At 31.5% G+C, this 23,439-nt stretch carries 21 protein-coding genes; all 21 read right to left on the bottom strand.

Annotated features, from left to right (window positions below; genetic code table 11):
- Positions 1-589 precede the first annotated feature (589 nt).
- A complete protein-coding gene (gene sat / locus AA80_RS06460; protein WP_103876975.1) occupies positions 590-1,744 on the bottom strand; it encodes a sulfate adenylyltransferase in 1,155 nt (384 codons plus the stop codon).
- 415 nt (positions 1,745-2,159) lie between these two features.
- Entirely contained in the window at positions 2,160-2,765 is a 606-nt protein-coding gene (gene cysC, locus AA80_RS06455; RefSeq protein WP_103876974.1) for an adenylyl-sulfate kinase, read from the bottom strand.
- 124 nt (positions 2,766-2,889) lie between these two features.
- Positions 2,890-3,630 (bottom strand): sulfite exporter TauE/SafE family protein, encoded by a 741-nt coding sequence (locus AA80_RS06450; RefSeq protein WP_103876973.1) that lies wholly within the window; start codon positions 3,628-3,630, stop codon positions 2,890-2,892.
- A 202-nt stretch (positions 3,631-3,832) separates the two neighbouring features.
- Positions 3,833-4,618 (bottom strand): 3'(2'),5'-bisphosphate nucleotidase CysQ, encoded by a 786-nt coding sequence (cysQ, locus tag AA80_RS06445; RefSeq protein WP_103876972.1) that lies wholly within the window; start codon positions 4,616-4,618, stop codon positions 3,833-3,835.
- 11 nt (positions 4,619-4,629) lie between these two features.
- The gene (locus AA80_RS06440; protein ID WP_103876971.1) at positions 4,630-6,114 is read right to left on the bottom strand and encodes a flippase; all 1,485 of its coding nucleotides are present in this window, start codon (positions 6,112-6,114) and stop codon (positions 4,630-4,632) included.
- Positions 6,115-6,132: 18 nt separating this feature from the next.
- Positions 6,133-7,131, bottom strand: coding sequence for a sulfotransferase domain-containing protein (locus tag AA80_RS06435; protein ID WP_166667801.1), 999 nt, complete (start codon positions 7,129-7,131; stop codon positions 6,133-6,135).
- A gap of 243 nt (positions 7,132-7,374) precedes the next feature.
- Positions 7,375-7,875, bottom strand: coding sequence for a winged helix-turn-helix transcriptional regulator (locus AA80_RS06430; protein WP_103876969.1), 501 nt, complete (start codon positions 7,873-7,875; stop codon positions 7,375-7,377).
- Between the two features lie 392 nt (positions 7,876-8,267).
- Positions 8,268-9,200: a polysaccharide pyruvyl transferase family protein gene (locus AA80_RS06425; RefSeq protein ID WP_103876968.1), complete on the bottom strand. Its 933-nt coding sequence runs from the start codon at positions 9,198-9,200 to the stop codon at positions 8,268-8,270.
- A 223-nt stretch (positions 9,201-9,423) separates the two neighbouring features.
- Entirely contained in the window at positions 9,424-9,690 is a 267-nt protein-coding gene (locus tag AA80_RS06420) for a winged helix-turn-helix transcriptional regulator (RefSeq protein ID WP_243830552.1), read from the bottom strand.
- A 67-nt stretch (positions 9,691-9,757) separates the two neighbouring features.
- Positions 9,758-10,912, bottom strand: a complete 1,155-nt coding sequence (locus AA80_RS06415) for a polysialyltransferase family glycosyltransferase (protein WP_103876967.1) — start codon at positions 10,910-10,912, stop codon at positions 9,758-9,760.
- A 414-nt stretch (positions 10,913-11,326) separates the two neighbouring features.
- Positions 11,327-12,370, bottom strand: a complete 1,044-nt coding sequence (locus AA80_RS06410) for a glycosyltransferase family 2 protein (protein ID WP_103876966.1) — start codon at positions 12,368-12,370, stop codon at positions 11,327-11,329.
- Between the two features lie 355 nt (positions 12,371-12,725).
- Positions 12,726-13,856 carry a glycosyltransferase gene (locus AA80_RS06405; RefSeq protein ID WP_103876965.1) on the bottom strand — a complete coding sequence of 377 codons (1,131 nt, stop codon included), beginning with the start codon at positions 13,854-13,856 and terminating at the stop codon, positions 12,726-12,728.
- A 95-nt stretch (positions 13,857-13,951) separates the two neighbouring features.
- A complete protein-coding gene (locus AA80_RS06400) occupies positions 13,952-15,259 on the bottom strand; it encodes a glycosyltransferase family 39 protein (protein WP_103876964.1) in 1,308 nt (435 codons plus the stop codon).
- Positions 15,260-15,324: 65 nt separating this feature from the next.
- Positions 15,325-16,359, bottom strand: coding sequence for an NAD-dependent epimerase (locus AA80_RS06395; RefSeq protein ID WP_103876963.1), 1,035 nt, complete (start codon positions 16,357-16,359; stop codon positions 15,325-15,327).
- Positions 16,360-16,586: 227 nt separating this feature from the next.
- The gene (locus AA80_RS06390; protein WP_103876962.1) at positions 16,587-17,576 is read right to left on the bottom strand and encodes an NAD-dependent epimerase/dehydratase family protein; all 990 of its coding nucleotides are present in this window, start codon (positions 17,574-17,576) and stop codon (positions 16,587-16,589) included.
- A 44-nt stretch (positions 17,577-17,620) separates the two neighbouring features.
- Complete coding sequence (locus AA80_RS06385; protein WP_103876961.1) at positions 17,621-18,721, bottom strand: glycosyltransferase family 4 protein; 1,101 nt, start codon at positions 18,719-18,721, stop codon at positions 17,621-17,623.
- A complete protein-coding gene (locus tag AA80_RS06380; RefSeq protein ID WP_103876960.1) occupies positions 18,721-20,004 on the bottom strand; it encodes an exopolysaccharide biosynthesis polyprenyl glycosylphosphotransferase in 1,284 nt (427 codons plus the stop codon). The genes AA80_RS06385 and AA80_RS06380 overlap by 1 nt, the downstream gene beginning before the upstream one ends.
- Positions 20,005-20,347: 343 nt before the next feature.
- Positions 20,348-20,494: a hypothetical protein gene (locus AA80_RS10040; protein ID WP_166667802.1), complete on the bottom strand. Its 147-nt coding sequence runs from the start codon at positions 20,492-20,494 to the stop codon at positions 20,348-20,350.
- A gap of 455 nt (positions 20,495-20,949) precedes the next feature.
- A complete protein-coding gene (locus tag AA80_RS06375) occupies positions 20,950-21,159 on the bottom strand; it encodes a DUF2922 domain-containing protein (RefSeq protein WP_103876959.1) in 210 nt (69 codons plus the stop codon).
- A gap of 17 nt (positions 21,160-21,176) precedes the next feature.
- Positions 21,177-21,377, bottom strand: coding sequence for a hypothetical protein (locus AA80_RS06370; RefSeq protein ID WP_103076711.1), 201 nt, complete (start codon positions 21,375-21,377; stop codon positions 21,177-21,179).
- 71 nt (positions 21,378-21,448) lie between these two features.
- Complete coding sequence (locus tag AA80_RS06365) at positions 21,449-21,664, bottom strand: hypothetical protein (RefSeq protein ID WP_103876958.1); 216 nt, start codon at positions 21,662-21,664, stop codon at positions 21,449-21,451.
- Positions 21,665-23,439: the final 1,775 nt, after the last annotated feature.

Here is a 23,439-nt window from a genome sequence, read left to right as displayed (position 1 = left end):
TGTGTATCCCCATTTCTTTTGCTATCTCTCTTTGACTTTTGTGTTTGTTAAAATACAAAAATCTTATATAATTGTATTGTACCATCTCTATCACCTTTCTTTTCCTCCTGTACAATTTTTTTAGCCAAATTCATTATACAGGATTTGTGTGATAGGGTGGTACGCTTTTCGTTTAGCCGATTCTTATTTTTGGTACACTTTTCGTTTAGAAAGTGCAATAGGGAACTATCATACTCGACTTTTATAATATTTGATAATACAATACAACCATAAACAACTATTTTCTTTAAAAAATGAGTGGGTAGTAGAACGCATATACTGTCTGAACTTTTAAGTTCGTTCTAAAGTTTGTTCGCTACCCGCATTAGATTATACTATATGTAAATGAGAAGATTGGGTATAAATTCTATCTTATTAATCATTTTTTAGTAGAAAAAAGTTCCTCTATAATATTTATCTAAAGATTTGCACTTGCCAAGCTTTGTTCCACAGTCGAAAATATAAAGACTCAACGAATAAAAAAGACGCCTTGTACAGACGTCTTGTATATTTTTCAACAATCTAATATTTTATCTAAAAATTAACTAAGTCATTTGTTCATATAGTATTCCATTAGTATTTCTGCAACCTCGGCTCTTGTGAATTCTTTTGGTGGTTTTTCTCCTTTTGAAAGCATTTCTCTTACCTTTGTCCCACTAAGGAACACATGGTCTTCTTTTCCGTGGGGACATGTTTTTGCTGTTGCCATGTTTTCACACTTTTTGCAATAAAACGCATGCTCAAATTTTAGCGGTACTATACCTATCTCTTCAGGTTTAAACTGGTCAAATATCTCTTGAGCTTCGTAAGTTCCATAGTAATCTCCAACACCTGCATGGTCTCTTCCTACAATAAAATGTGTGCATCCATAATTCTTTCTACATATCGCATGAAAGATCGCTTCTTTTGGTCCAGCGTATCTCATGTTAACAGGAAATACCCCTAAAAATACCCTTTCTTTTGGGTAGTACTTGTCCAGTATAACTTCGTAGGATTTCATCCTCACATCAGAAGGAATGTCTTCATCTTTTGTTTTTCCCACCAACGGGTTTAAGAACAAACCATCGACGATTTCAAGCGCTGTTTTCTGTAAATACTCGTGTGCCCTGTGTATGGGATTTCTCGTTTGAAAGGCTACTATCGTTTTCCAACCTTTTTCAGAGAATATCTTTCTTGTATCTTTTGGGTCGAATCTGAACTCTTGAAAGTTTTCGTGTTCTATCCTGTTGAGTAAGGTAATCTCCCCACCTAATGCTATTTCTCCTTGCTCGTATAAAAACTTCACCCCAGGGTGGGCTTTGTCTTGGGTTTTGTAAACCTTCAACGCCTCTTCTTCTTTCCTTCTTTCAAACTTTTCTTGAAGATGTAGTATAGCGTACTCTTTCGAATCCTCCTCATTCTTTATCAATACATCTTCTCCCACTTTTAATTCGTCTGCAATCTCTTTTTTTACCGATAGAATTATTGGAATAGACCATACCGTTCCGTTAGATAACCTCATGTCGTTTAAAACGGAATCGTAATCTTCTTTTGTCATAAACCCTTCTAAAGGGCTGAATAAACCTGTTGCAATGTTTTCTAACTCAGATAGATCAAAATAAGTTACATCTACACTTTTCAAGTCTTTCGACCTTTTTAACCATTCTTTTTTTTCTTCTTCAGTAGCTATCTTGTTGACCAATTTTCCACCGTGTGGCTCAATCATTTTTTAGACCTCCATAATTAGGCATTAAGGGGTAAACCCCTTAAGATCCCCAAATTCGCGTAACATCATTTGCTTCGCAAATGAGAATATGGAAATTGTTTCTAAAGCATTATAAAAGCGTTTTGCACAAATCAGCAATAAGCTTTTTGCACAAGACTGCAAAAGGGTAAACCCCTTAAGATCCCCAAATTCGAGTAACATCATTTGCTTCGCAAATGAGAATGAGGATGTTACTTCTAAAGCATTATTAAAAAGCTTTTTGCATAAAACGGCAAAAGCTTCGCAAATGAGAATATGGAAATTGTTTCTAAAACATTATAAAAGCGTTTTGCACAAATCAGCAATAAGCTTTTTGCACAAGACTGCAAAAAAACATAGTTTGCATACTGCAACAAACGCTCCCCACCCGATTTGTTCAAATGATATCTTTGTTTCTCAAATATGCAATAACCTTTTCAACCGATTCTTCTATGCTTTCTACATCAGTGTTTAAAATTAACTCAGGATTTTCGGGTTCTTCGTAGGGAGCAGAAATCCCGGTAAAATTTTTTATTTCTCCCTTTATCGCTTTTTCGTACATACCTTTTGGATCCCTGTTTTTTAATTCATCAATTGGACATTTTACGTATATCTCAATAAATTCTCCGTCTTTTACTAGCTCTCTTACCCTCTGTCTATCTTTTCTGTATGGAGAAATGAATGCAGTCATGGTAATTATCCCAAGATCTGCAAATAACTTTGCAACCTCTCCTATCCTTCTAATATTTTCTTCTCTATCTTCCGGTGAGAATCCTAAATCACCATTTAAACCGTGTCTAATATTGTCTCCGTCTAAAACATACGACAATTTTCCCATTTTCAACAATCTTTCTTCCAATTCATGTGCTATAGTCGATTTTCCAGATCCAGATAACCCCGTAAACCAAAGGATTACTCCTTTTTGTCCTAAAAATCTTTCTCTATCTTCTTTTTTTACCTTCCCAGCATGCCATACTACATTCTCGCTCTTTTTTCTCTCCACTTTTATACCTCCTAAAGCTTAATCCATTACTGTCTTAAAAAACTCTGCGCCCGCCCTGTAACCCTTTTAAAATCATAATTTATTGTTGAAAATCTTTTTATTTCTAAAATTTTTAAGTTGAAATTTACAATACAATCATTCTTATACTTAATATGGAAATTACACAACCCAATGAAACCATAAGTACTTTTGTAGGAATCTTTTTGGTCATAAAAGCAGCTATGGGAGCTGCTAAAACACCACCAACAATCAATCCTATAATCACTTGCCAATTAAACTGTGATAATAAAGCAATGAACGCAGCTACTTCAGAGACGGTCACAAAAAACTCTGCAGCGTTGACAGAACCAACTGTTTTTGCAGGATGCTTGCCATCCGATACTAAAGTTGAAGTAACAATTGGTCCCCAACCACCACCACCAACGGCATCAAAAAAGCCTCCCACTAATCCTAAGAAAGAATAATGCCTTCTTTTTGTTATTTTTTCTTTTGAAGGTTTGTTAATAGTAAATACTTTAAATAAAATTCTTAAACCCATTATCAACAAATAGATCCCGATATAAGGTTTAATTTTGCTTCCGTCAATGTTAGATAATATATATGCCCCTATAATCCCACCGATAATACCTGGTATCACAAGCTTTTTAAAAAGGCTTTTATCAACATTACCAAACTTAAGATGAGAATATCCGGATACAAGGGTGGTGAAAATTTCAGCAAAATGAACAGACGCACTTGATATCGCAGGGGCCACACCAGCGGTAAGCAAAAGAGAGTTTGAAATAACCCCATAAGCCATCCCTAATGCCCCATCAACTACTTGAGCTAAAAATCCAACGATTACAAAAAACCAAAAAGTTTCCATCTACTACCCCTCCTCATAACACTCTATTTAGAGTATTATACTCCAATCAGAGGGTAGAGTCAAGTTAAAATTTTAACGGTACAAAGATCCTTAAATTAATCGATCGACATCTCATTCCATATAAATACTCATCAATAAATATGAAATCACAAAAACTATAAGAAAGGTATCAACGTTATATCAAACATTTTATCTTTCCTAATTAAACCCAGATATTTTCTTCTCTGTTTACAACATAAAAACCTTTTTCATTGAGAACGTTTTCTCTATTGTACAACATTTCAGAACCATCCAACTGCCGGAATATCCCCCCAGATTCTTCAACTATGCAGTGCATAGCTGCTGTATCCCACTCAGAAGTAAGCCCAAAACGATAATAAACATCCGCTTTACTCTCTGCTACCATACAGCCCTTGAGTGAACTTCCAGCATATATCACATCACTGATAAACTCTTTATGATCATCTATAAGCTCCTTCTCCTTCTGGGAAGAGTGAGACTTACTGGCTACAATGATCAGATTGTTTGTTTTATCCGTAACTTTAAGCCTTTTCACTTCACCATTTTCAACATCTTCTAAATATGCCCCTTCACCTTTAAAGGCATAATAAAGCTTTTTAATTGCAGGTGCATAAATAACTCCCAAAATAGGCCTCTTTTTATAACAAAGGGCTATATTAACTGTAAATTGCCCGTTTTGTTTTATAAACTCTTTGGTACCATCCAAAGGGTCAACTATAAAACAAAAGTCGTTATTGAATCTACTTTTGTCGTCTTTTGACTCTTCAGAAAGAATAGCATAATTCGGGAAAACCTCTCTAAGTCCACGGACTATAATAGCATTTGACTTCTTATCTGCTTCGGTCAGAGGCGAATTATCCTCTTTTATTTCAACATCGAACTCCCTTTCATATACCTCCATTATTGCCTGCCCAGCTTTGATAGCCAAAGATTTAAGATAACTCAATTCCTCTTGATACTTCTCCATTTAACCAGCTCCTAAGCTTTTTTGAAAACTTTCTTAATTTCTTTTTTTAAAGTATTTACCTCATACTCACTCATTACAAATTTAAACACCAAAAATACGAATAACGCACTGTATACAACCCCACAAATAATAAGCCTAAGTAGATAATTAATATCCATAAAACTTGACAAAATATAAATAATGACCGTAGATAAAGCTAGAACTCCAAACAAAGATATATAACTCTTATCATACGGATGAATTTTTAAGCTCTTGTACATAAAAATGAAAGCTATTATATTTCCTACTCCTAAAGAAGCTGCTGTTGCAATAGCAGCCCCGTTGATACCTAACGGCCCAATCAAAAGCAAATTTAAAACCACATTTACAGCCATAGCAATAACACTCCCAATTAGGTTCAACTGAGGATGCCCCGTCATTGTATTTAAATATCCTACGGATCCAACTATTGAGTTGATAATCTGGCCAAGACACACCAAGATCAAAGCGACGGAACCAGCCATGAATTCTTCTCCTGCAAGATGCATGATGTCTTCAGAAAAAACCAGTATCATCCCGAATATCATCAGATTTATCGCGGTAATCCATTTTGTAGTTAACTTATACATATTTGATAGATCTCTAATTCTATTATCGTGATAAAGATTGGAAATCAGGGGAGCGAAAACGGTGTTTACAGCTCCCAAAGCCATACTGGAAAATGTACCAAACTGTAAAGCTATCCTGTAAATCCCTACATCAGTTGCCCCTCTCATATAGCCAATCATGTACTGGTCAACGTTGTGAGTGATGATAGATACTACACCAGTGAATAATAAGGGCAATGAAAACCTTACTAATTGCATATTTTCAAACTGTTTGGATACTTTCCCTATCAAGCCCAATTTGTTCAACTTATATATATAGTATACTATTGAAGCAAAGGAATTGACATACAACGGAATCACTAACGGCAGGTAATTTTGAATATTGAATATTATTACAAGTAAGATAACAAAAAGAATCTTACTTATCGGTGCAAAAAGATTCTCCATAAAAGTTATCTCTTTAATTTTTCTTACTGCCCTCAAAGAGCTTTGCAACATAGCCTTTACTGAATCTAAAATTATAGTAGGTAAAAGAAGAAGAAACAACTCTCCATAGGCAACATCGTTCAACAAAGTTTTTAGTATAAATTCCGCATTAAGATAACTAACAACAATGACAATTAAACTTAAGGTCCCAGTTAAACGTAGGCTAAAACTTAAAATACTTCTTTTTTCTTCTTTACTAATCGTATTTCTAGACAGAAAGGATACAATACCATTTTCCATACCCAGTTTTGGAATTATAATAAAAAAGCTTAAAAAGCTTGTTATATACACAAATTGCCCGTATATCTCTGCACCTAAAAGTCTCCCAATAATGATAACTGAAATGAATCCAATAAATTGCCCAAAGATTCTTCCAGTAAAAACAATAGCTGATTTACTTCCCAATTCTCTGATTTCACTCATGCAAGTTACCTCAATTTATTAAATATATCCATACTTTTTCAATTTCTCTTGATCAATATGATACTTTTCACTGAGTTTTAGATTACTTTCCCTAAATTCCTGAAAAATGATATTTTTTTCTTCTTCACTTAGCTTAGGAATGAAAATATAATCTTCTTTATACATTAACTTACGAATAGTGTTTAACATTTTACTATTCGAACCGTATTTTTCCTTATAAGAATTAATAATTTTGTTACCAATATTAGTCTCACGAAATTTTTTCACAACTTTCCCTAGTGCATTTGCTTTACGAGTCTCCCTATAATATCCGGTATTAGTCTTTCTCCTGTTGTTAAGATGACCTCCCGCTAAAAGTCTTTCAACTAAGCTGCTTTCCACATTTATTATTTGGCTAAGTTGGTCGTAAAAAAATTTTGTGTCACATTTAAGATCTTCAAAAAGCAATATGTGTATATTTTCTTTCCCAAAATTTTCCTCATACTTGTCTAAAAGATCAGAAAAATAAAAAATTTTAAACCTTTCTTTTCTTAAAATTTGGCCATCTTCAAATATAAATTTCGTTGGCGCGTCATTTGATTTATCATTAGCAAGCCAGGGATAATTTTGCACATAATGAGAATATATCAAATCTTTTTGATTCCTAATCGTTACCATTATTTCAATATTATCAACAACATTTTTAAATAAAGTAGATAATCTCTGCGGATATTCAAGAGGATCAACAATCCTGCGGCCCAAAAGAATCTCCCGAGTATATACAGACGCAGTGAAAACTTCATTAGAAATTACATTGTTTTTTTCCGAGAAAATTTTGAGGTTGTTCACGTGAAAATTTTCATTCAAACACAAATAGTTTTCTAAGCCAACTGCTTGTTCAAAATAAGTATTCGCTGAATAATCAGCTCTCCCTAAATAGTTAATTCTCTCAGTTTCATGTAGAGTTGCAAATAATCTATGTTGAATAGTTGTAGTTGCGGTTTTAGGATAACCTATGTGTATAAGTAATTTTTTCACTATTATTCCCCCTCGTATAATATGTATGAATATGAAACTTAAAAAATGGTACTAAAAATCTGTTTTTTGTTCTTTTTATTATTTCTTTTGTAAAGAGATACCCTGCTCTCGCTTGAATGGTTCTTTCTACTAATTGTCGAACTCTATCCATATCTCTCAAGAAAAGAACTTTCTGATTTTTAAATCATTAGCTTTTTCTATCATTCTTCAACTTTTTCTGCTTTCTTTGATCTCAATATTGACTTAAATGCGATCCATCAAAAACTCACAATTCAACCCTTCAAGTTTTTCCTTATCTTCCACATTCCAGTATAGTACAACATTTGTACTTTCTATTTTTTCAACATCGTTTTCTGTTATGTATTTAACTCCCAATTCTTTCAATATCCCTTCTATTATTTCATTCATCTCTTTATCTTTCCCAAATAGAACGTAAGTTCTATTTCTTCCATATCTTTGTGTTGTTCTTTCTATGTTTTGTTTTATCAACAACGTCCTTCTATAGTATATCTTCATATATTCAATTGTCTTTTTACTCTTTTCTTTGAATCCTTCTGGCGTTAATATGTACCTGAAACTCTTGCTGTTTAACCTTTCTAATTTGACAAACCCTTTTTTGATGAACTTTTTTAAAAGTAAATTCACCATTCCTAAGGATAACCCTGTTTTTTCTGAAAGGTCTCTTTGAGTTATATTGGAATTCTTTTCTAATTCTTCTAAAATGAGTATCTCATTATCTTGCATTATATTCAACACCTTCGTTCAATTTTTGAACAATGTAAAAAGATTATAGCAATTATTTTAGTATTTGTCAAATGTTTTTGATTCTCTTACGAAAATAATGGTTAATTAAGATGGAGTTAAATTAAGTTTATGAAAAAAAATAAGGAAAATCAAAGGCTGTAGAGATGTTTATTGTATCTCCTTGTTGTTCTATCTTTTCTATGTACCATGGATCTGTTATATTCCCTATCTTTTCAAAGAATTTGGATAGCTCCCTGTCTCATCTGGTATCACTCCTGGTCTATTTTGTGTTCTTCTAAAAGATACCAGATTATTTAATCATCTTCTCATATTTTATTTTTTCTACCTACACTTTTTGGAAGAGAATCATTATTAATTGTTTATTTTTAAAGTTAATTGTTCTTGATATCTTTGAATGGACAACTATTGACTAATTTTTCAAGATCGATGTTAATTTTATAATCTTCTACTGAATTTATTATATCTATCAATTTATATTCCCTATTCAATAAAAAAGGTTCCATTTGTTTTCTTCCCACTGAGAGCATATAATCATGAAACTTGAAGTTTCCTCCGGATACTTTATCAGATAATTTTATCCACAAGGAAGGTATATTATATGCATCAGCAGTAATAATTCCATGTAATGAACTAGATGCTATAATTTCGCATTTATTAATATTATCTATAACTTCTCTCCAGTTACCTTGTATATCGATAAATAAAATATCTTCTTTGTATTTGTTTTTTAAAAAATTTATGATTTTGTTATCCTTATCCACATAATGAGCTACTATCCCTAATTTAAAGGTTTTTTTAACCTTTGGATTATAGAATTTTGGAACGAGTAAGCCAGGATCTCCATAAACTTCCGGACAATAAAACCCTTGTTGTTTTAACTTCATTCGAGTCAAGGGTCCTCTCACGGCATGTATTTCCACTGGTTCACATTTTAAAAAACTATTTTCATCTATAAAACCTGATCCCCAAATTTCAAGTTTTTTGTAATTTACAATTTGCAATATGCTACCTATTGCAGAGTACACAGTTTTGTTTCTGAAGTTTATTATTTTATTTGGATGATAAGCGTTCTTCTTAAATAGTTTTTTTATTAATATTGGATTTAAAGTGTCCCCAAAGTTATCTAAGCTATTCCACCAATAAACTATTATATTGTTTTCAGACATTAAAACCTTAAAACTATCAATAATATTATTTATACGTATTTTTTCTGTTTTCCTAGAGATATGTTTTATGCTTTTCTTCATAGCATAAGCAAGACCATTTTTATCAACTTCCTCAATGAATTTATTATAGATATTCATGTTCTTGCCCTTACCTTTCTTTTAGTATTTCTAATACAAACCGCTATTGTTCTTACCCTTGATTGTAGAACTATATCTATTATTCTCATATTCTCGAGAAAAAAATTCTGATTTTTAGATTAATAACTTTTTCTATTCATTCATCGACTTTTTCAGCTTTCTTTAATTTTAATATTGACTTAAATGTGCCCCATCAAAAACTCACATTTCAAACCTTCAAGTTTTACTTTATCAACAATGTTCTTCTATAGTATATTTTCATATACTCTATTGTTTTTTTACTCTTTTCTTTGAATCTTTCTGGGGTTAATATGTACCTGAAACTCTTACTGTTTAACCTTTCTAATTTGAAAAATCCTTTTTTGATGAACTTTTTTAAAAGTATATTCACCATTCCCAAGGATAAACCTGTTTTTTCTGAAAGATCTCTTTGAGTTATATTAGAATTCTTTTCTAATTCTTCTAAAATGAGTATCTCATTATCTTGCATAATATTCAACACCTTCGTTCAATTTTTGAACAATACAAAAAGATTATAACAATTATTTTGGTATTTATCAATCATTCTCCGTTTTCATTTGACTCTCAGAATATTGTTGAGAATTATAAAGTAAAAAGTCAATAATTTCAGATAATTCTTCGAAAGTTTCAGGAATAAAAAACTTATTCTTGGCTTTATAACTTTCTTTTACTTTGTAAGCCAAATTGAAGTTTCTTTCATTTAAATTCCACAGCCTCGGCAAGTCAATTATTTTATATAATAGTATCACATATGGTTCTTCGTCAAACATTATTTTTGGATTTAGGCAAGCTGATGAAAATACTGATATTAATATTTTATCTTTTACTTCATTATTCATAACCACAAATTCGAAAGGTACTCGAGTCTGCATGACATTTACTTTATTTTCAAATATGTTTTTATTAGTTCTAGGATGTAATTTAATATTCAACTGAAATTTAGGGCCTAATTTCGTGCTGATAAAATCAACTAACTTTAATACATTTGCATTTATTGATTGAAATTGAAACGGTTGGTCAAAGTAAAATACTTTTTGTTCCCATTCTGTGTTATCTGTATTTTTATATTCAAAGACATTGTTGAAAATTTGAACGATTTCATTATTATTTCTATCAATAAATGGAAGTTTTTTTAACTCTATATTTTCTCCAGATTCTTCCATGAAATCTGGCCTATAAATATAAGCTCTTTGATAATTTTTAAGTGTATTTCCATCAAAAACAAATTTAATAAACATTCTTTTTAATAATTTATTCTTATATCGAGGTAAAAAATATTGATAGGCAAAAGTACCCTCTTCTAGCATATTGAGTCTTATTGAAGGATTATTTTTCTTTAAGTGATAATATATGATCTGAGAAGGAAGGTCTGGTGAACATACAAAAAATTCTTCATATTTTTTATCAAAGCCAGTAGACTGTCTAAGAAATTTATTTTTTCTTATATAATGGTTAATAGCTTTTAAATATCTTAACCATTTAATTTTGATATTATCAGTATTCATATATTTAGATTTTAAAAAAAACAAATCATTAAAAAAATTCGATTTTTTAAGCTCTTCATAATAAATTATATTGTCTTTGCTATGATCTAAAACAATTAAATCAACTATATCATTTTTTAAAAGAGTAAGCTTTAAATTTAAAGCATTCATAATTTGCAATGGTGTACTACAAACAATTAAAACCAAAATTTTTCCTCCTTTTTGACGAAATTAAATTATGGGAAGTCAGACTGATGCTTAGGCAATTAGAAAAACTCACCAGCAGCATTTCTTCAATAGAGAATTAGATTCAACAGTCAGTGCTAATACTGTTGCTCATCGAATACTAATTCTATCCATTAAGTATGGATCTCTATCTACTCCTCCTAATAATAAGAACTTTCTATCTCAGCATCTCAAATTTGTTTCATCCATGCATTATCCTTTTAATAACTTTTAGTTTATTCATGGAACTTTCTGTTAAAACTAACTGTATAGTTTCGTGATAAAAAAACTCGATTCCTTCGCTCTCCCTTTAAAGAAAAGAACTTTTTGATTTTAAAAATATTAGCTTTTTCTCTTCACTCCTCAGCTCCTCCAATTTTTCTAAAAGTTGCAAAATTATTTAATCATAAGTTTATCTTTCATTTTTTCTACCCACACTTTTTGGAGGAGAGCCAGGTTATTTAATCTTTTATTATATACTAAATAAAATAATCTGGGAAAATAAATTAAGGTCTTCAATTTCAACTTTTCTTTCCAACTTTTTGGTTGGTAATTAAGTAGAGTCTCTTTGACTTTTGGGTTCTTAATAACTTTTAATAAGATCTTTTTATTCTCAGGATTTTTACTTTTAGAAATTTTGGCAAGCGAAGTGATATAAGCTTGAGGTATTCGTTTGTGCTTTATTAAAAATAATAATTCATCCTCAGCATGATTTTTTTCTAAGTACCTTAGAACTCTTTTCATAGCTCCAACAAAGTGAAAGACTCTTACTGTACTTTCTTGGCTAGCAGAAGATTTCCTTTTGACATAAAACACCAAAGGTTCAGGAACGCTAATTACTAATCTAGAATGAAATAAAGCTTTTATCGAAAATTCCACATCTTCTCCGTTAGTACATTTTTTTGTAAATATTAAATTATTGTCGATCAATAACTTTTTTTTGAAAATAATACTGCTTATCGTTGGCTGGATCTCTTTTTGCAAAATTATTTTTAGAAAATCTTTACCATTCAAAGGTTTACCTAAAAGATCGTCTAATTGTAACGATTTAGAGATAATTTTTTCATTTTCTGAGATTAAGATATAACTGCAAACAACCATATCATAATCATTTTCCTTGGCTTTATTATACATTTTTTCAAGAAAAAAAACATTGTAATAATCATCGCCGTCAAGAAAGGAAACATATTCTCCTTTTACTTCAGATAACCCCTTATTTCTTGCTGCACTGGCGCCCTGATTTTGTTGTTTTAACAATTTCCAGGGAAAATCTGCATTTTTTAAGATCGAATTTATTTTGTTTTCAGTATTATCGGTAGAACCATCATTAACAATAATTACTTCAAAATCTTTAAACGTCTGAAGAGTTAAACTTTTTAATGTCTTTTCTATATAATTCTCAACATTATACGCAGGTATAATCACAGATATTTTTACCATAATAAAGCCCCTTATATAAAAAATTTTCTCGTTAGAACTTTAGCTCACTTTTACAATTAGTTGTATTTGCCATTCCTTTGGTTTAAATACGATCCATCAAAAACTCACACTTTAACCCTTCAAGTTTCTTCTTATCTTACACATTTCAGTATATTACAACGTTTGTACTTTCTATTTCTTCCATATGTTTGTATTATTTTTCTGTGTTTTGCCTTATCAACAATGGTTTTCTGTGGTGTGTTTTCATATACTCTATTGTCTTCTTGATTTTTCCATAGTAGTTAATAAAACTGGAATTAAATTTACCAACGAAAATAAAAATCGAAAGATTTGAGAAGAGCTTTTTGCTCTGGAATCAATCCTTATAAATTTTACGATTTTTACAGTTTAACAATATCTTATATTGCTCAATATATTCATCGACCATTTTTTCTATATTGTAAGAATTTGCTCTTAGTTGACATTTTTTGGCAATTTTGTTATATTTTAGTGGATCATTAATGAGCTGATTTATTTTGTTAGCTAATTCTTCACTATTGCCTTTTGAAAACAACAATCCATAATTCTCTACGACTTCTTTAATTCCTGGAACGTTGCTGCCTATTAAAGGTTTCCCAGCAGCCATTCCTTCAACAGCTGATAAAGGGAGTCCTTCCCAATTAGAGGACAAAACAACTATATCTACGGTTTTTAGAATTCTAGGCACATCGTCTCTAAATCCTAAAAAGTGGACCCTATCTTCTAAATTTATCTGCTTCACTAACTCTTTATTTTTTTCTTTTAAAGGGCCTTCTCCAATTAACAAAAGATGAACATTCGAGGAGATATGGTTCATTGCTTTTATCAATGTGGGTTGATCTTTAGCTTCTGAAAATCTACCTACCATACAAATAAGCTTCGTATCTTCGTCGAACTTTGTATTAATTTCACGTTTAAGATAGGGCTTAGCTTCTTCGAATTTTTTTAGATCTATTCCATTTTCGATGATTATGAATCGACCGTTATTTTTTGGTTTTAACCATTTGATAAGATTATCCTCAGCTTGTTGACTTATAGAAATTATTTTATCATAACTAGAATATACAAATTTCTCTATTATTCTCAAATATCCTTTCTCTCTTCTTTGGTTGTGTGTACTATGCTCAGTGAAAACAAATTTGGGTTTATTTTTAAATATTAATTTTGAAGCAAAGGAAGCCCAATAAAGAGAGGGGAATAAATGAACATTCACCACATCGTATTGTCCTTTTTTGATATATTTTCTAATATAATAAATATTTAAAAGATTATAGATTTTATTCGTTGGGACAATTTCTATTTGAATACCGCTCTTAGTCAGTTTTTTATCAAATACATTATTTTCATTGGTTAATAAGAGTAAGTCTACTTTAACTCCATCTGTATTGTTCATCAAGGGTAATAAATCTTCGATTAATTTTTCCGCCCCTCCTGACCCTAAGTTATTAATGATGTGAAGTATTTTCATGGTCAGTTAATCCTCCAAGGAATCTTAATTTATAATAATATATTTATAGAAATTTAAACTCTCTTCTTGTGCGATAGTCCTTTTCAATTCCATCATTAGGTTATAAAAATACTCCTGATAAACCTAAAAACTTTTGAATTGTAAAAAAGATTATAAGATGCTAGTGAAATAATTATGGGAACAAACTTTGTTCTGTGCCTTATTGCAGCCCCAACATTATTCACACCTAATGAAGTTGTTAGTAATGTTAGTATTAGAAAAAAAGTCATGATTTTTACCACATCTTTATTTTGATCATATCTTTTGAATTTGAATATATTCCAAAATAGAATGATAAGAATTAGTGCATCAATTAGACCGACTATATCAGCAGCTGCAGAAATATCCCAGATAAACGGTGAAAAAACAAAATATAAAAATCTAATGGGTAAAACTAATATCGTTCCAATTAAAGAATCCTGTATTAAAAAAGCTGGGAAAGCTGTTCTTCCCCTTTGATATGCAATTTGCGTTGTTATTAAAGCTTCTGCTGGATCTTCGGAAATTAAGAAACCAATAATTTTGTCAGTTCCTACTCCGCTTGTGATCATAAAAACAATAACAATTATTCCAAAAAATACTAAAGTAATTCTCCTCACGGGTAACTTCATTTTCTTTAAAAATTTGAATACTTCGAAAAGCAGGACTAAGAAAGCTGAAATTATTAAGAAAAATCCAGCAGTATGGAATAAAGATGAAAGTAAAAAAAGAATAATAGCCAATAAGAATGTGCTTATATTATTCTCTTTTAACCATTTTACAAAAAATATAATTCCTGCACTTGCAAAATAAGTGAAAAAGGCTTCTCTTAGAGTTATTGCAGAGTACAGCGCTAAAGTTGGATATAGTGAGGCGATTAAAGCAGCTATGGAGCTTACACGTTCATCATTATATATTATTTTCGTTATCTTGTATACATTGAATACTATTAAAATACCAAGTAAAACATTTAAAGATTGCATAAACAAGGGACTTCGGACACCAAATAAGGAATAAAAAATACTAATTATCCAAGAATAGAAACGAGCACCAAAAGTGAAGGTTTGGATTAAATTCCCTTGAGAAGCCATATCCCAAGCAACTCTCTCAAAAGTAACGGCATCTGCTGTAGAATCTGGTAAGGGAAAAGCGTAAAACTGTATTAAAGCAAGAGTAAATCTAACAATAAAGGCAATTAATAAAGCTACTTTGATTGAAGGATTTTTAGCCCCAATTATTAAGGTGATGATCAAAATTCCTAAAAAAGAAACAAAACCTATACCTTCTTCAATGGGAAAAGAAAGAATTACCATTCCTAAAATTGTTATTAACAAAACCATTAATAAATTTTCTGCTATATTTTCTTTTGATTTTGCTGCAATCAAAATTCTTCACCCTTTAAAAAATATATATAAATAATATTTATAAGAATTTAATTCAATTTTTAAACTTAATAATACTCCTTATACCACTCAACAAATCGTTCAATTCCTTCATTTAAACTGGTACTTGGTTTAAATCCAAAATCTTTTACTAAATCATCTATCTCGGCGTAGGTTTCTGGTACGTCTCCATCTTGCATAGGTAAGAATTCTTTTTTTGCTTTTTTACCTAATTTATCTTCTAATGTTTCAATGAATTTCATCAATTCTACAGGGTTATTGTTCCCAATGTTGTATACTTTGTAAGGAGCGCTACTTGTTCCGGGATCTGGGTTTCTTTTATCCCAATTAGGATTTGGTTGCGGTGGGTTGTTTAATACCCTTACTACCCCTTCAATTATATCGTCAATGTATGTAAAATCTCTTTTCATTTTACCATAATTGAATACTTTTATTGGTTTGTCATTAAGAATAGCTTCAGTGAATAAGAATAATGCCATATCGGGTCTTCCCCACGGGCCATAAACAGTAAAAAATCTCAAGCCTGTTGTTGGTAGTCCATATAAATGACTGTAAGTGTGTGCCATCAATTCGTTAGACTTTTTAGTTGCTGCATACAAGCTTAAGGGATGGTCTACATTATCATGAACCGAAAAAGGCATTTTTATATTCAATCCGTAGACTGAACTCGATGAAGCATAAACTAAATGTTCTATTTTGTAATGCCTACACATTTCTAATATATTTAGAAAACCAACTACGTTGGATTGAATGTAAACATCAGGATTTTGAATAGAGTATCTTACCCCAGCCTGAGCCGCTAGATTAACGACGATATCTATCTTACTTTCTTTGAATATATTTTCTAATTTTTCTTTATCTTTTAAATCGACATATTTAAATTTGAATTTTTCTTGTTGATTTAAAATGTTTAACCGATCCTTTTTTAGGTTTACATCATAATAATCGTTTAAGTTGTCCAATCCAATTACACTGCATCCTTCGTTTAATAATCTTTTAGAGAGATGAAATCCTATAAAGCCAGCTGCACCTGTTACTAAATATGTTTTTGTGTTATCTAGTTTTTTGTAGTTAGATATCAATTTTTGACCTCCTGGGGATTTTTTCAATACTTTATGTAAAAACTCTTTAGCTCCCCTTCGCCCCGCAGCCCGCCCGTTAAAGGAAAAAACCTGCAATCGCTCAGCCGGCTGGTGGAAAGGCTTCGCCCTGTAACCCTTTTACAATCAGAATCTTATTTTTTAAAATCATTTTATTTTCAAAGTCTCTAATCTTTTCTAAGTAATAACTTTATGAATAGTCTATAGTTTTAATAGACCTTCTGAGTTTGTAAAAAATCTGTTAGATTTGCTTTCAAATCAGATACTTTTTCGAGGTTTACATCTTGATAGATCAATTCATTATGCGCTTTTGTTATTATGCTTTCGTTTTTACTTCCGCTGATATTTTTTACTATTGACTTTTTACCTAAGATTTCTTCCAAGATTTGAAGCACTTCGGTTATTTTAGTAGCTTTTCCACTTCCCACATCATATACTTTGAAGCCCCTTTCAGGAATTGATAGTAGTATTCTAAATAATATTTCGCTCACGTCTTTTACGTAAATAAAGTCACGCCACATTTCCCCATTGTTAAAAAGTTCAATAGATATTTCATTTTTTATGCTTTCTATACATTTATATATAAACCCATCTGGTCTTCCTAAGGGGCCGTAAACGGAGAATAATCTTGATATTGTTATTGGAAGTTTTTTTGATTTGGCATATGTTTCTGCGATTATTTCTGCAGATAACTTGGTAGCTCCATACAACGATATAGGTTTCAATTCACTCATATCTTTATTTTCTTCCATATTTCCATAAACTGAACTAGAGGAAGTGAATAAAAAATGCTTAACATTATATCTATTCGCAATTTCCAAAATATTAGTAGTGCCTTCGACATTATTTTTTATATATTCTAGGGGATTAGAAAATGAATTTCTTGCTCCTGATCTTGCTGCCATATGAACTACATAATCTAGGTTATTTTTAGAAAAGAGATCTTCTACTAGCTCTTTATCACATATATCTCCTCTTACAAATCCAAGATTGTGATACATTTTACTTTTTTGCTCTTTTCCATATTTGATTTCTGAAGTATCAATTCCTAAAAGAGACAATCTTTTTAATTTTAGTTCGATATCGTAATAATCATCCAAATTGTCTAAAATTATAGTTGAAAAGTTATTGTCTAAAATCTTTTTAGAAAGGTGATATCCAACGAATCCAGCTCCACCTGTTACAAGAACATTTGACATTAAATCACCTTCTTAATGAATTAAGATACTTGATATCTCACGCACTAATTTAGTATCTTTCTAAGTGTTTCAAGGTATGCTTTTATCACAATGTTTCTGTCGAAGTTTTCTTCAACTTTTTGTCTTCCAGCTGTCCCGAGCTTCTCCCTTTCGGAAGGAGATAACTTTAAAAACTGTTCTATTTTTTCTATTAGTTTTTGTGTGTTTTTTGGTTCAAACAAATACCCATTTGCGCCATCTTCAACTATTTCTCTGCATCCTGGGATATTAGTTGCAATAAGAGGCTTCCCCATAGCCGCTCCTTCTAATAGAACATTTGACATTCCTTCATGGTAAGTAGGGTTTATAATGCAATCTACTTCTTTAATTTGATCTCTTACGTCTTCAGAGATTCCTAAATACTTTATTTTTGAGTTGTTAAGGTTTAAAATTACTTCTTTATACTTTTCCTCTTCAAATGGGCCTAAGATTTGAAATTCTACGTTTGAATATTTATTAGAAATGTATTTTGCAGCTTCTAAGTACTCTTCTATGCCTTTTTCTTTCATAATTCGACCTATGAAAAGGAATCTTGTTATCCCATCATCTTTTGATTTTTTCGTAGGCTTAAACTTTTCTAAATTAACACCTGAACCTGGTAGAATTTTGGATTTAGCTTTTTCTGCAATTTTATTGTCTATAAAATATCTATAATTATCTTCATTTTGAAAAAAAATGAAAGAAGCATTTTTACAAGCGTATTTGTACATATTTGTTACCAAATGTTTAATACTATTATTATTAAAACCAGATCCTAACCCTGTTATGTTGAGAATAATAGGTATCTTGTATTTTTTAGCTACGTAAGTTCCATATATATTTGGTTTTATTGTATAGGTCAATATTATATCGGGTTTTATTTGTTTAATTATTTTTTTATATTCTTTTATTAAATCAAGTTCTTTAAAAATGTTAGTAGATCTTGCTTCATATTTTACATATTTAAATTCACACCCTATATTTTTAAAATATTCGATTTTTTCAGTTTTTTTATAAGGTATTGAAATGATAACACTATAATCTTTTATAAATCTTTCAATAAGTTCTTTCCTTAAAGAAAACACCCAATCTATATGATTAGCTAGAATTAATATTTTCTTTGACACTACACCGCTCCCCTTTTCCAAAATACCGCTTCTATGGTTTTGAACACGATATTCACGTCTAGGAATATATCTCTGTTTTTTACGTAGTATAGGTCATAGCTAAGTTTTGTTTTCACTTCTTCTAAATTAGAAGAGTATTTGTACATTATCTGTGCCCAGCCTGTTAAGCCTGGCTTTAGTTTGTGCCTTGCCCAATAAAAAGGGATGAGCTCGTTGTATTCTTCTACAAATTTTGTTTGTTCAGGCCTAGGACCTACAAAAGACATATCGCCTTTTAGTATATCATAAAACTGGAGTATTTCATCGAGTCTTATTGGTCGAATAATTTTGCCTATTTTTAGTATTCTGTCTTGTTCATCTGTTGCAAATTTAGCGTTGCTGTTTTCTGTGTTATTTTTCATGCTTCTGAATTTGTGCATTGTGAATTTTTCGTTGTTGAGGCCTATTCTTTCTTGTGTGTATATTACTGGTTTTCCATCTTCAATGCGTATTATTAGAGATAGTATTAGTATCACTGGGGAGAGTATTACTAAGGCGATGGTCGATATTATTATATCAAGAAATCTCTTTGAAGGGTACTCCTCTACTTTTTGAAACACCACCTCGTAATATTCTTTGAATCTCTGAGCAACTTCTATTGGTATGCGTTTTAGGTATTTTTCTACCATGTTTGGTAAGTATTGAATCTCTAAGCCTTCTGCTTTGTAGGTTTGTATTTGTGGTTTTACCTTTTCTTCTAGTTCTGGGTCTGTTATTACTATGCCGTGTATTGTTTGGGTTAATGTTTTTTGTGTGTTTTGTTTTATTATTTCATCAAGTGTTACTGGGTTTGGGTTTATGTATTGTGTGAATTTTATTTTGTTGAGCGCTTTTTCTGAGATTTCTTCCATTATGTTGCCTATTTCTTCTTTTCTGCCTATTACGAGGTAATTTTTTACAGGCATGTGTTTTTCGTAGATATTATATTCTATTTTGTGTATTATTGGCAAGAGGGTTATTGTGTACAATAGGTTGGTGAGGAAAAAGTATCTGTTGAAGTACTTACTGAGGAAGAAGTAGATAATTAGTATAACGATGAAACTCACAAGAGTTCCAACGGTGGTTTTTATTAGAGATTCTATGTAACTTTTCATCGTTTCTGTGTCGTATGTTCTGAAAGAATATATCCCGAGGTATATTATTAGAGATGAGATTGTTGAGATGGTTATTGGTAGGTCTAATATGAAAGTGTTCATAATGAATATGAGCGTTATGTCTAATAAGTGAACCGCTGCTTTTCGCATTTTCGATTCAAACCCCCTGTTAGGTGTTGTGAGTTGCTGTTTTGATAAAAGCCCTGTGGGCTTTTAAAATTAAATCTTAATTGGTGTTTTAAGTTGAAATTGTAAAATTTTTTTGTTTTTCAAAATTTATTATAGCATATTCTTTTAAAAAATCAACTACTTGTTAGAGTTAATTTTACTGAATATTAATTAAATAGGGATTAAAATGGGCGGAGGGCTCCGCCCTGTGACCCTTTTAAGATCAAAATCTTACTTTTGTGAATTAATTTTTGTGCTTTTTATGTAAGCTGTGCTTAGCCTTTGTTAGCGCCCCTTTGCCCCCGAAACCTGTTCGTAAGGAGCTTTATTCATAGTAGGCAATCTCTTCTTCAACGATCATTATTTCTTCTAAGTTTCTTAGGTAAAAGGGGTACTCTTTTGGTACGTAGGGCATTTTTGCTTTTCTTTTTCCGATGTCGCTTTTTATTTTTAGTTGTACAAATTTTTTCATGTATCCTGTGAAATTTCCTTTGAGATTGAAGTTGTCAATCGCACATAGGAAGAGGTAAGTTAAACTTCCAAAGCTGTCTTCAAAGTCTATGCCACAACTTTTGGTGAGTTTGTTTGCTTCGTTGACAAGAAAGCCTTTGTATTTGGTGAATAGGGTTTCTTTTGATTTTTTGTCGCCGTTTTTGGAGAGTGCTATTAGTTCGTGGTCCGTTAGTTTGGTGTAGTTTTGATGTTTTATGGTGGTTTCCCCCTTTTTTAATTGATTATCTTTTATTATCTATTCCCACCCTCCACCCTCAGCGGATAAAGGAGCTTTACCCCTTATGATCCCTGTTTAAAGGCTAAGAAAGACCATGAGGATGGGTAGTTGTGTGGCATTTTTAGAGTATATTATACGTGCGTATACTAATATATCAAAAAAACTCATGCCCCGTCAAGAGGCATGAGTGTGTTTCTTTATTGAATGAGGTTGAACACTTCATTTGTCGTTGTTTCAACGATTTCTGCTTCGTCTACTTGTGCCGTTGTTGGTACTAATACGCCTATCAAGCTTTGCATTATTGGTTCTATTTCTGCTTGCGTTAGTGTTTCTAATACTCCGTCTACTGATAGGGTTTTGCTTTTTCCTTCTGCTGGGTCATAGAATTTCATTCTTAATCTTCTCATTCTCTATTTCCTCCTTTTTAGATTATTTCGTAGCTTTCGTCGAAGTAATAAACCGCATTGGTGTTTTCACAGAGTGAGACTAATCCTTGTAAGGCGGTTTTTATGTCTGCTTCTACGTCTGTGAATAAGTCGTAGCTTTTATACTTTTTTTGTTCTTTTCCGTCTACTATGCTTATCCAGACGATCTTTGCTTTTCTTGATTCTAAGTTCATTGCCATGTGTTACCTCCTCCTGTGTGTTTTTGTTTTCTTTGGTTTGGCCTGCTTTACTTCCCCGGGGAGAAATCATTTTATGCTTTTTCTGGTTCTTTTGGTTTTGGAAATAGTAACGCTACTACTCCGTCGATGAGTATGGAGATTATTAGATCCATGATCGGAGAGTATTTACCAATGGATTTTAGGAATTCTCTAACTGCGTTTAGGACGATTTCTTTTTTCTTTTTGCCATTGCCAGGTACTTCCACCATTTGTACAAGGTCTGGGATTAATCCTACTATTTCTTTCATTTTCTCACCTCCACTAATAGTATCCGTAAGAATACTTAAATTGAGGTAAATAATTGTTTACTGTTTGATCTTTTCCCGCCCGCCGCCCTTTGTGGAAGGGACTCCGTCCCTTTTGATCCCTAAGCTTTAAGGGGTTTTGCCCCTTATGAACACTTTTTTTCAAAGCTAATCAAGCTTTGGGGAGAGTTAAAGGGCTGCGCCCTTTGTGATACTGCTGAAGGCTAGGTAGCCTTAAAGGCTTGAGAGTATTTAAAAAAATTTTTATTATCTATTCCCGCCCGCCACCCTCAGAGGATAAAGGGGCTTCGCCCCTTTTGATCCCTTTTTTTAAAGCTTGGGAAGCTTGAGGGAAGTTTAGGGTCTTTGCCCCTTATGAACACTTTTTTAAAGTCTTTGACTTTAAGATTTATTATCTATTCCCACCCACCACCCTTAGAGGATAAATTTTTGATCCACCTGGGTCAAAAATTGGGACAGTTTTGGGTCAAATTTTGACCCAGTTGTGGGTCAATTTTTGGGACAGCCTATAAGGTATTTATATTTATTATTATAAATATATAAAAATATATAAAAATATATAATATATTTTTTTTCATTTTGTAGGGAGAAATAAAAAGCCGGATTTTTTTGCAGATATTACTAATGGGAAGAAAAAATTTTTTGGGATGCTGAGGTGATTTTGTGAATGTTTTTAGCCTTTTGAACGATTTTTTCAGGGAAAATGAGAGGGAGAAGTTTTGCCTTCCGCAAGATAGAACCGTTTCAAGGTTGATGGAGATCGTTCCAAAAGAAGGTTTGATTTATTTGGGCGAAGGGTATTTTAGGGCGAAAAAGAGAAATGTCTTAGTATTTTTCCGGTTATTTTTTTTTCAGAAGACCACTATAAACAAACTTCGATGTTAAGATATTTTCAATTAGTTTACTTTTTTCCCCGCCATTTGGGAAAGGAGCGTTGTTTGTTTTCAACACATTAATTTAAATCTAGTCACAATGCTCATTATTTGGAGATAATAATTAGGGCGCGATACTTTTACCAAATTAAATAGTTGATATAAGTGTAAAAACTCATTTCTCTCACCAACCAAATTTGAGCAAATGAAACTTGAAAATAAATATTAATAATGAAGCAACTAAAACTGTAATATTATTATGATTTATGGTATAATGTATAAGGACAAAAGTAAATATGAACAATATTAATTTAAAATCATTATGAACAGGATGCGAGAAATGTTCTAAGAAAATGTCAACTAATTTTATGAATCAATATTTGAAAGAATCAACTACCAGTAGAATCAATATTAGAAAGCCTTCTTATACATTAAGCTACAAATCAGTCCTTTAATCCAAATTCAAAACAGATGTTATTTGTAACGTAAAACCAGATAAAAAAATATTGAAGTTTAAGTGCAGATATTTAGAAAAATCGATACCAAAGTCTAAACCTTTTTTCAACATGTTCCTTATAAAATCTTCAAGGATTTAGAAAAAGAAATAAAAAGTAGGATTTCTACACTAAAATGATACTTCGTATATTACGAATTAATAAAAAGGGAAAATTTCAAAATCGGAAATGAAAACAAAGTTTTTATTTATATTAGTGACTAAGGTGTTATTTTTTTATAATCCCCGACTCTGTAGCCATGGCCCAGGAAGATTATGATCTGACAGGTATCCAGATACTGCCGAAAAAGTTACAAGCAGAAATATAAAGAGGGTAGAAACTCTTTTCATTAGTTATTACATATGCAATAGAAGAATGTGATCGCTCTCGC

Origin of the sequence: Petrotoga sibirica DSM 13575 (genome assembly GCF_002924625.1) — a bacterium.
GTDB classification, from domain to species: domain Bacteria; phylum Thermotogota; class Thermotogae; order Petrotogales; family Petrotogaceae; genus Petrotoga; species Petrotoga sibirica.
Note: the sequence above shows the minus strand (reverse complement) of the source record. Positions and strands in the feature narration are given on the sequence as shown.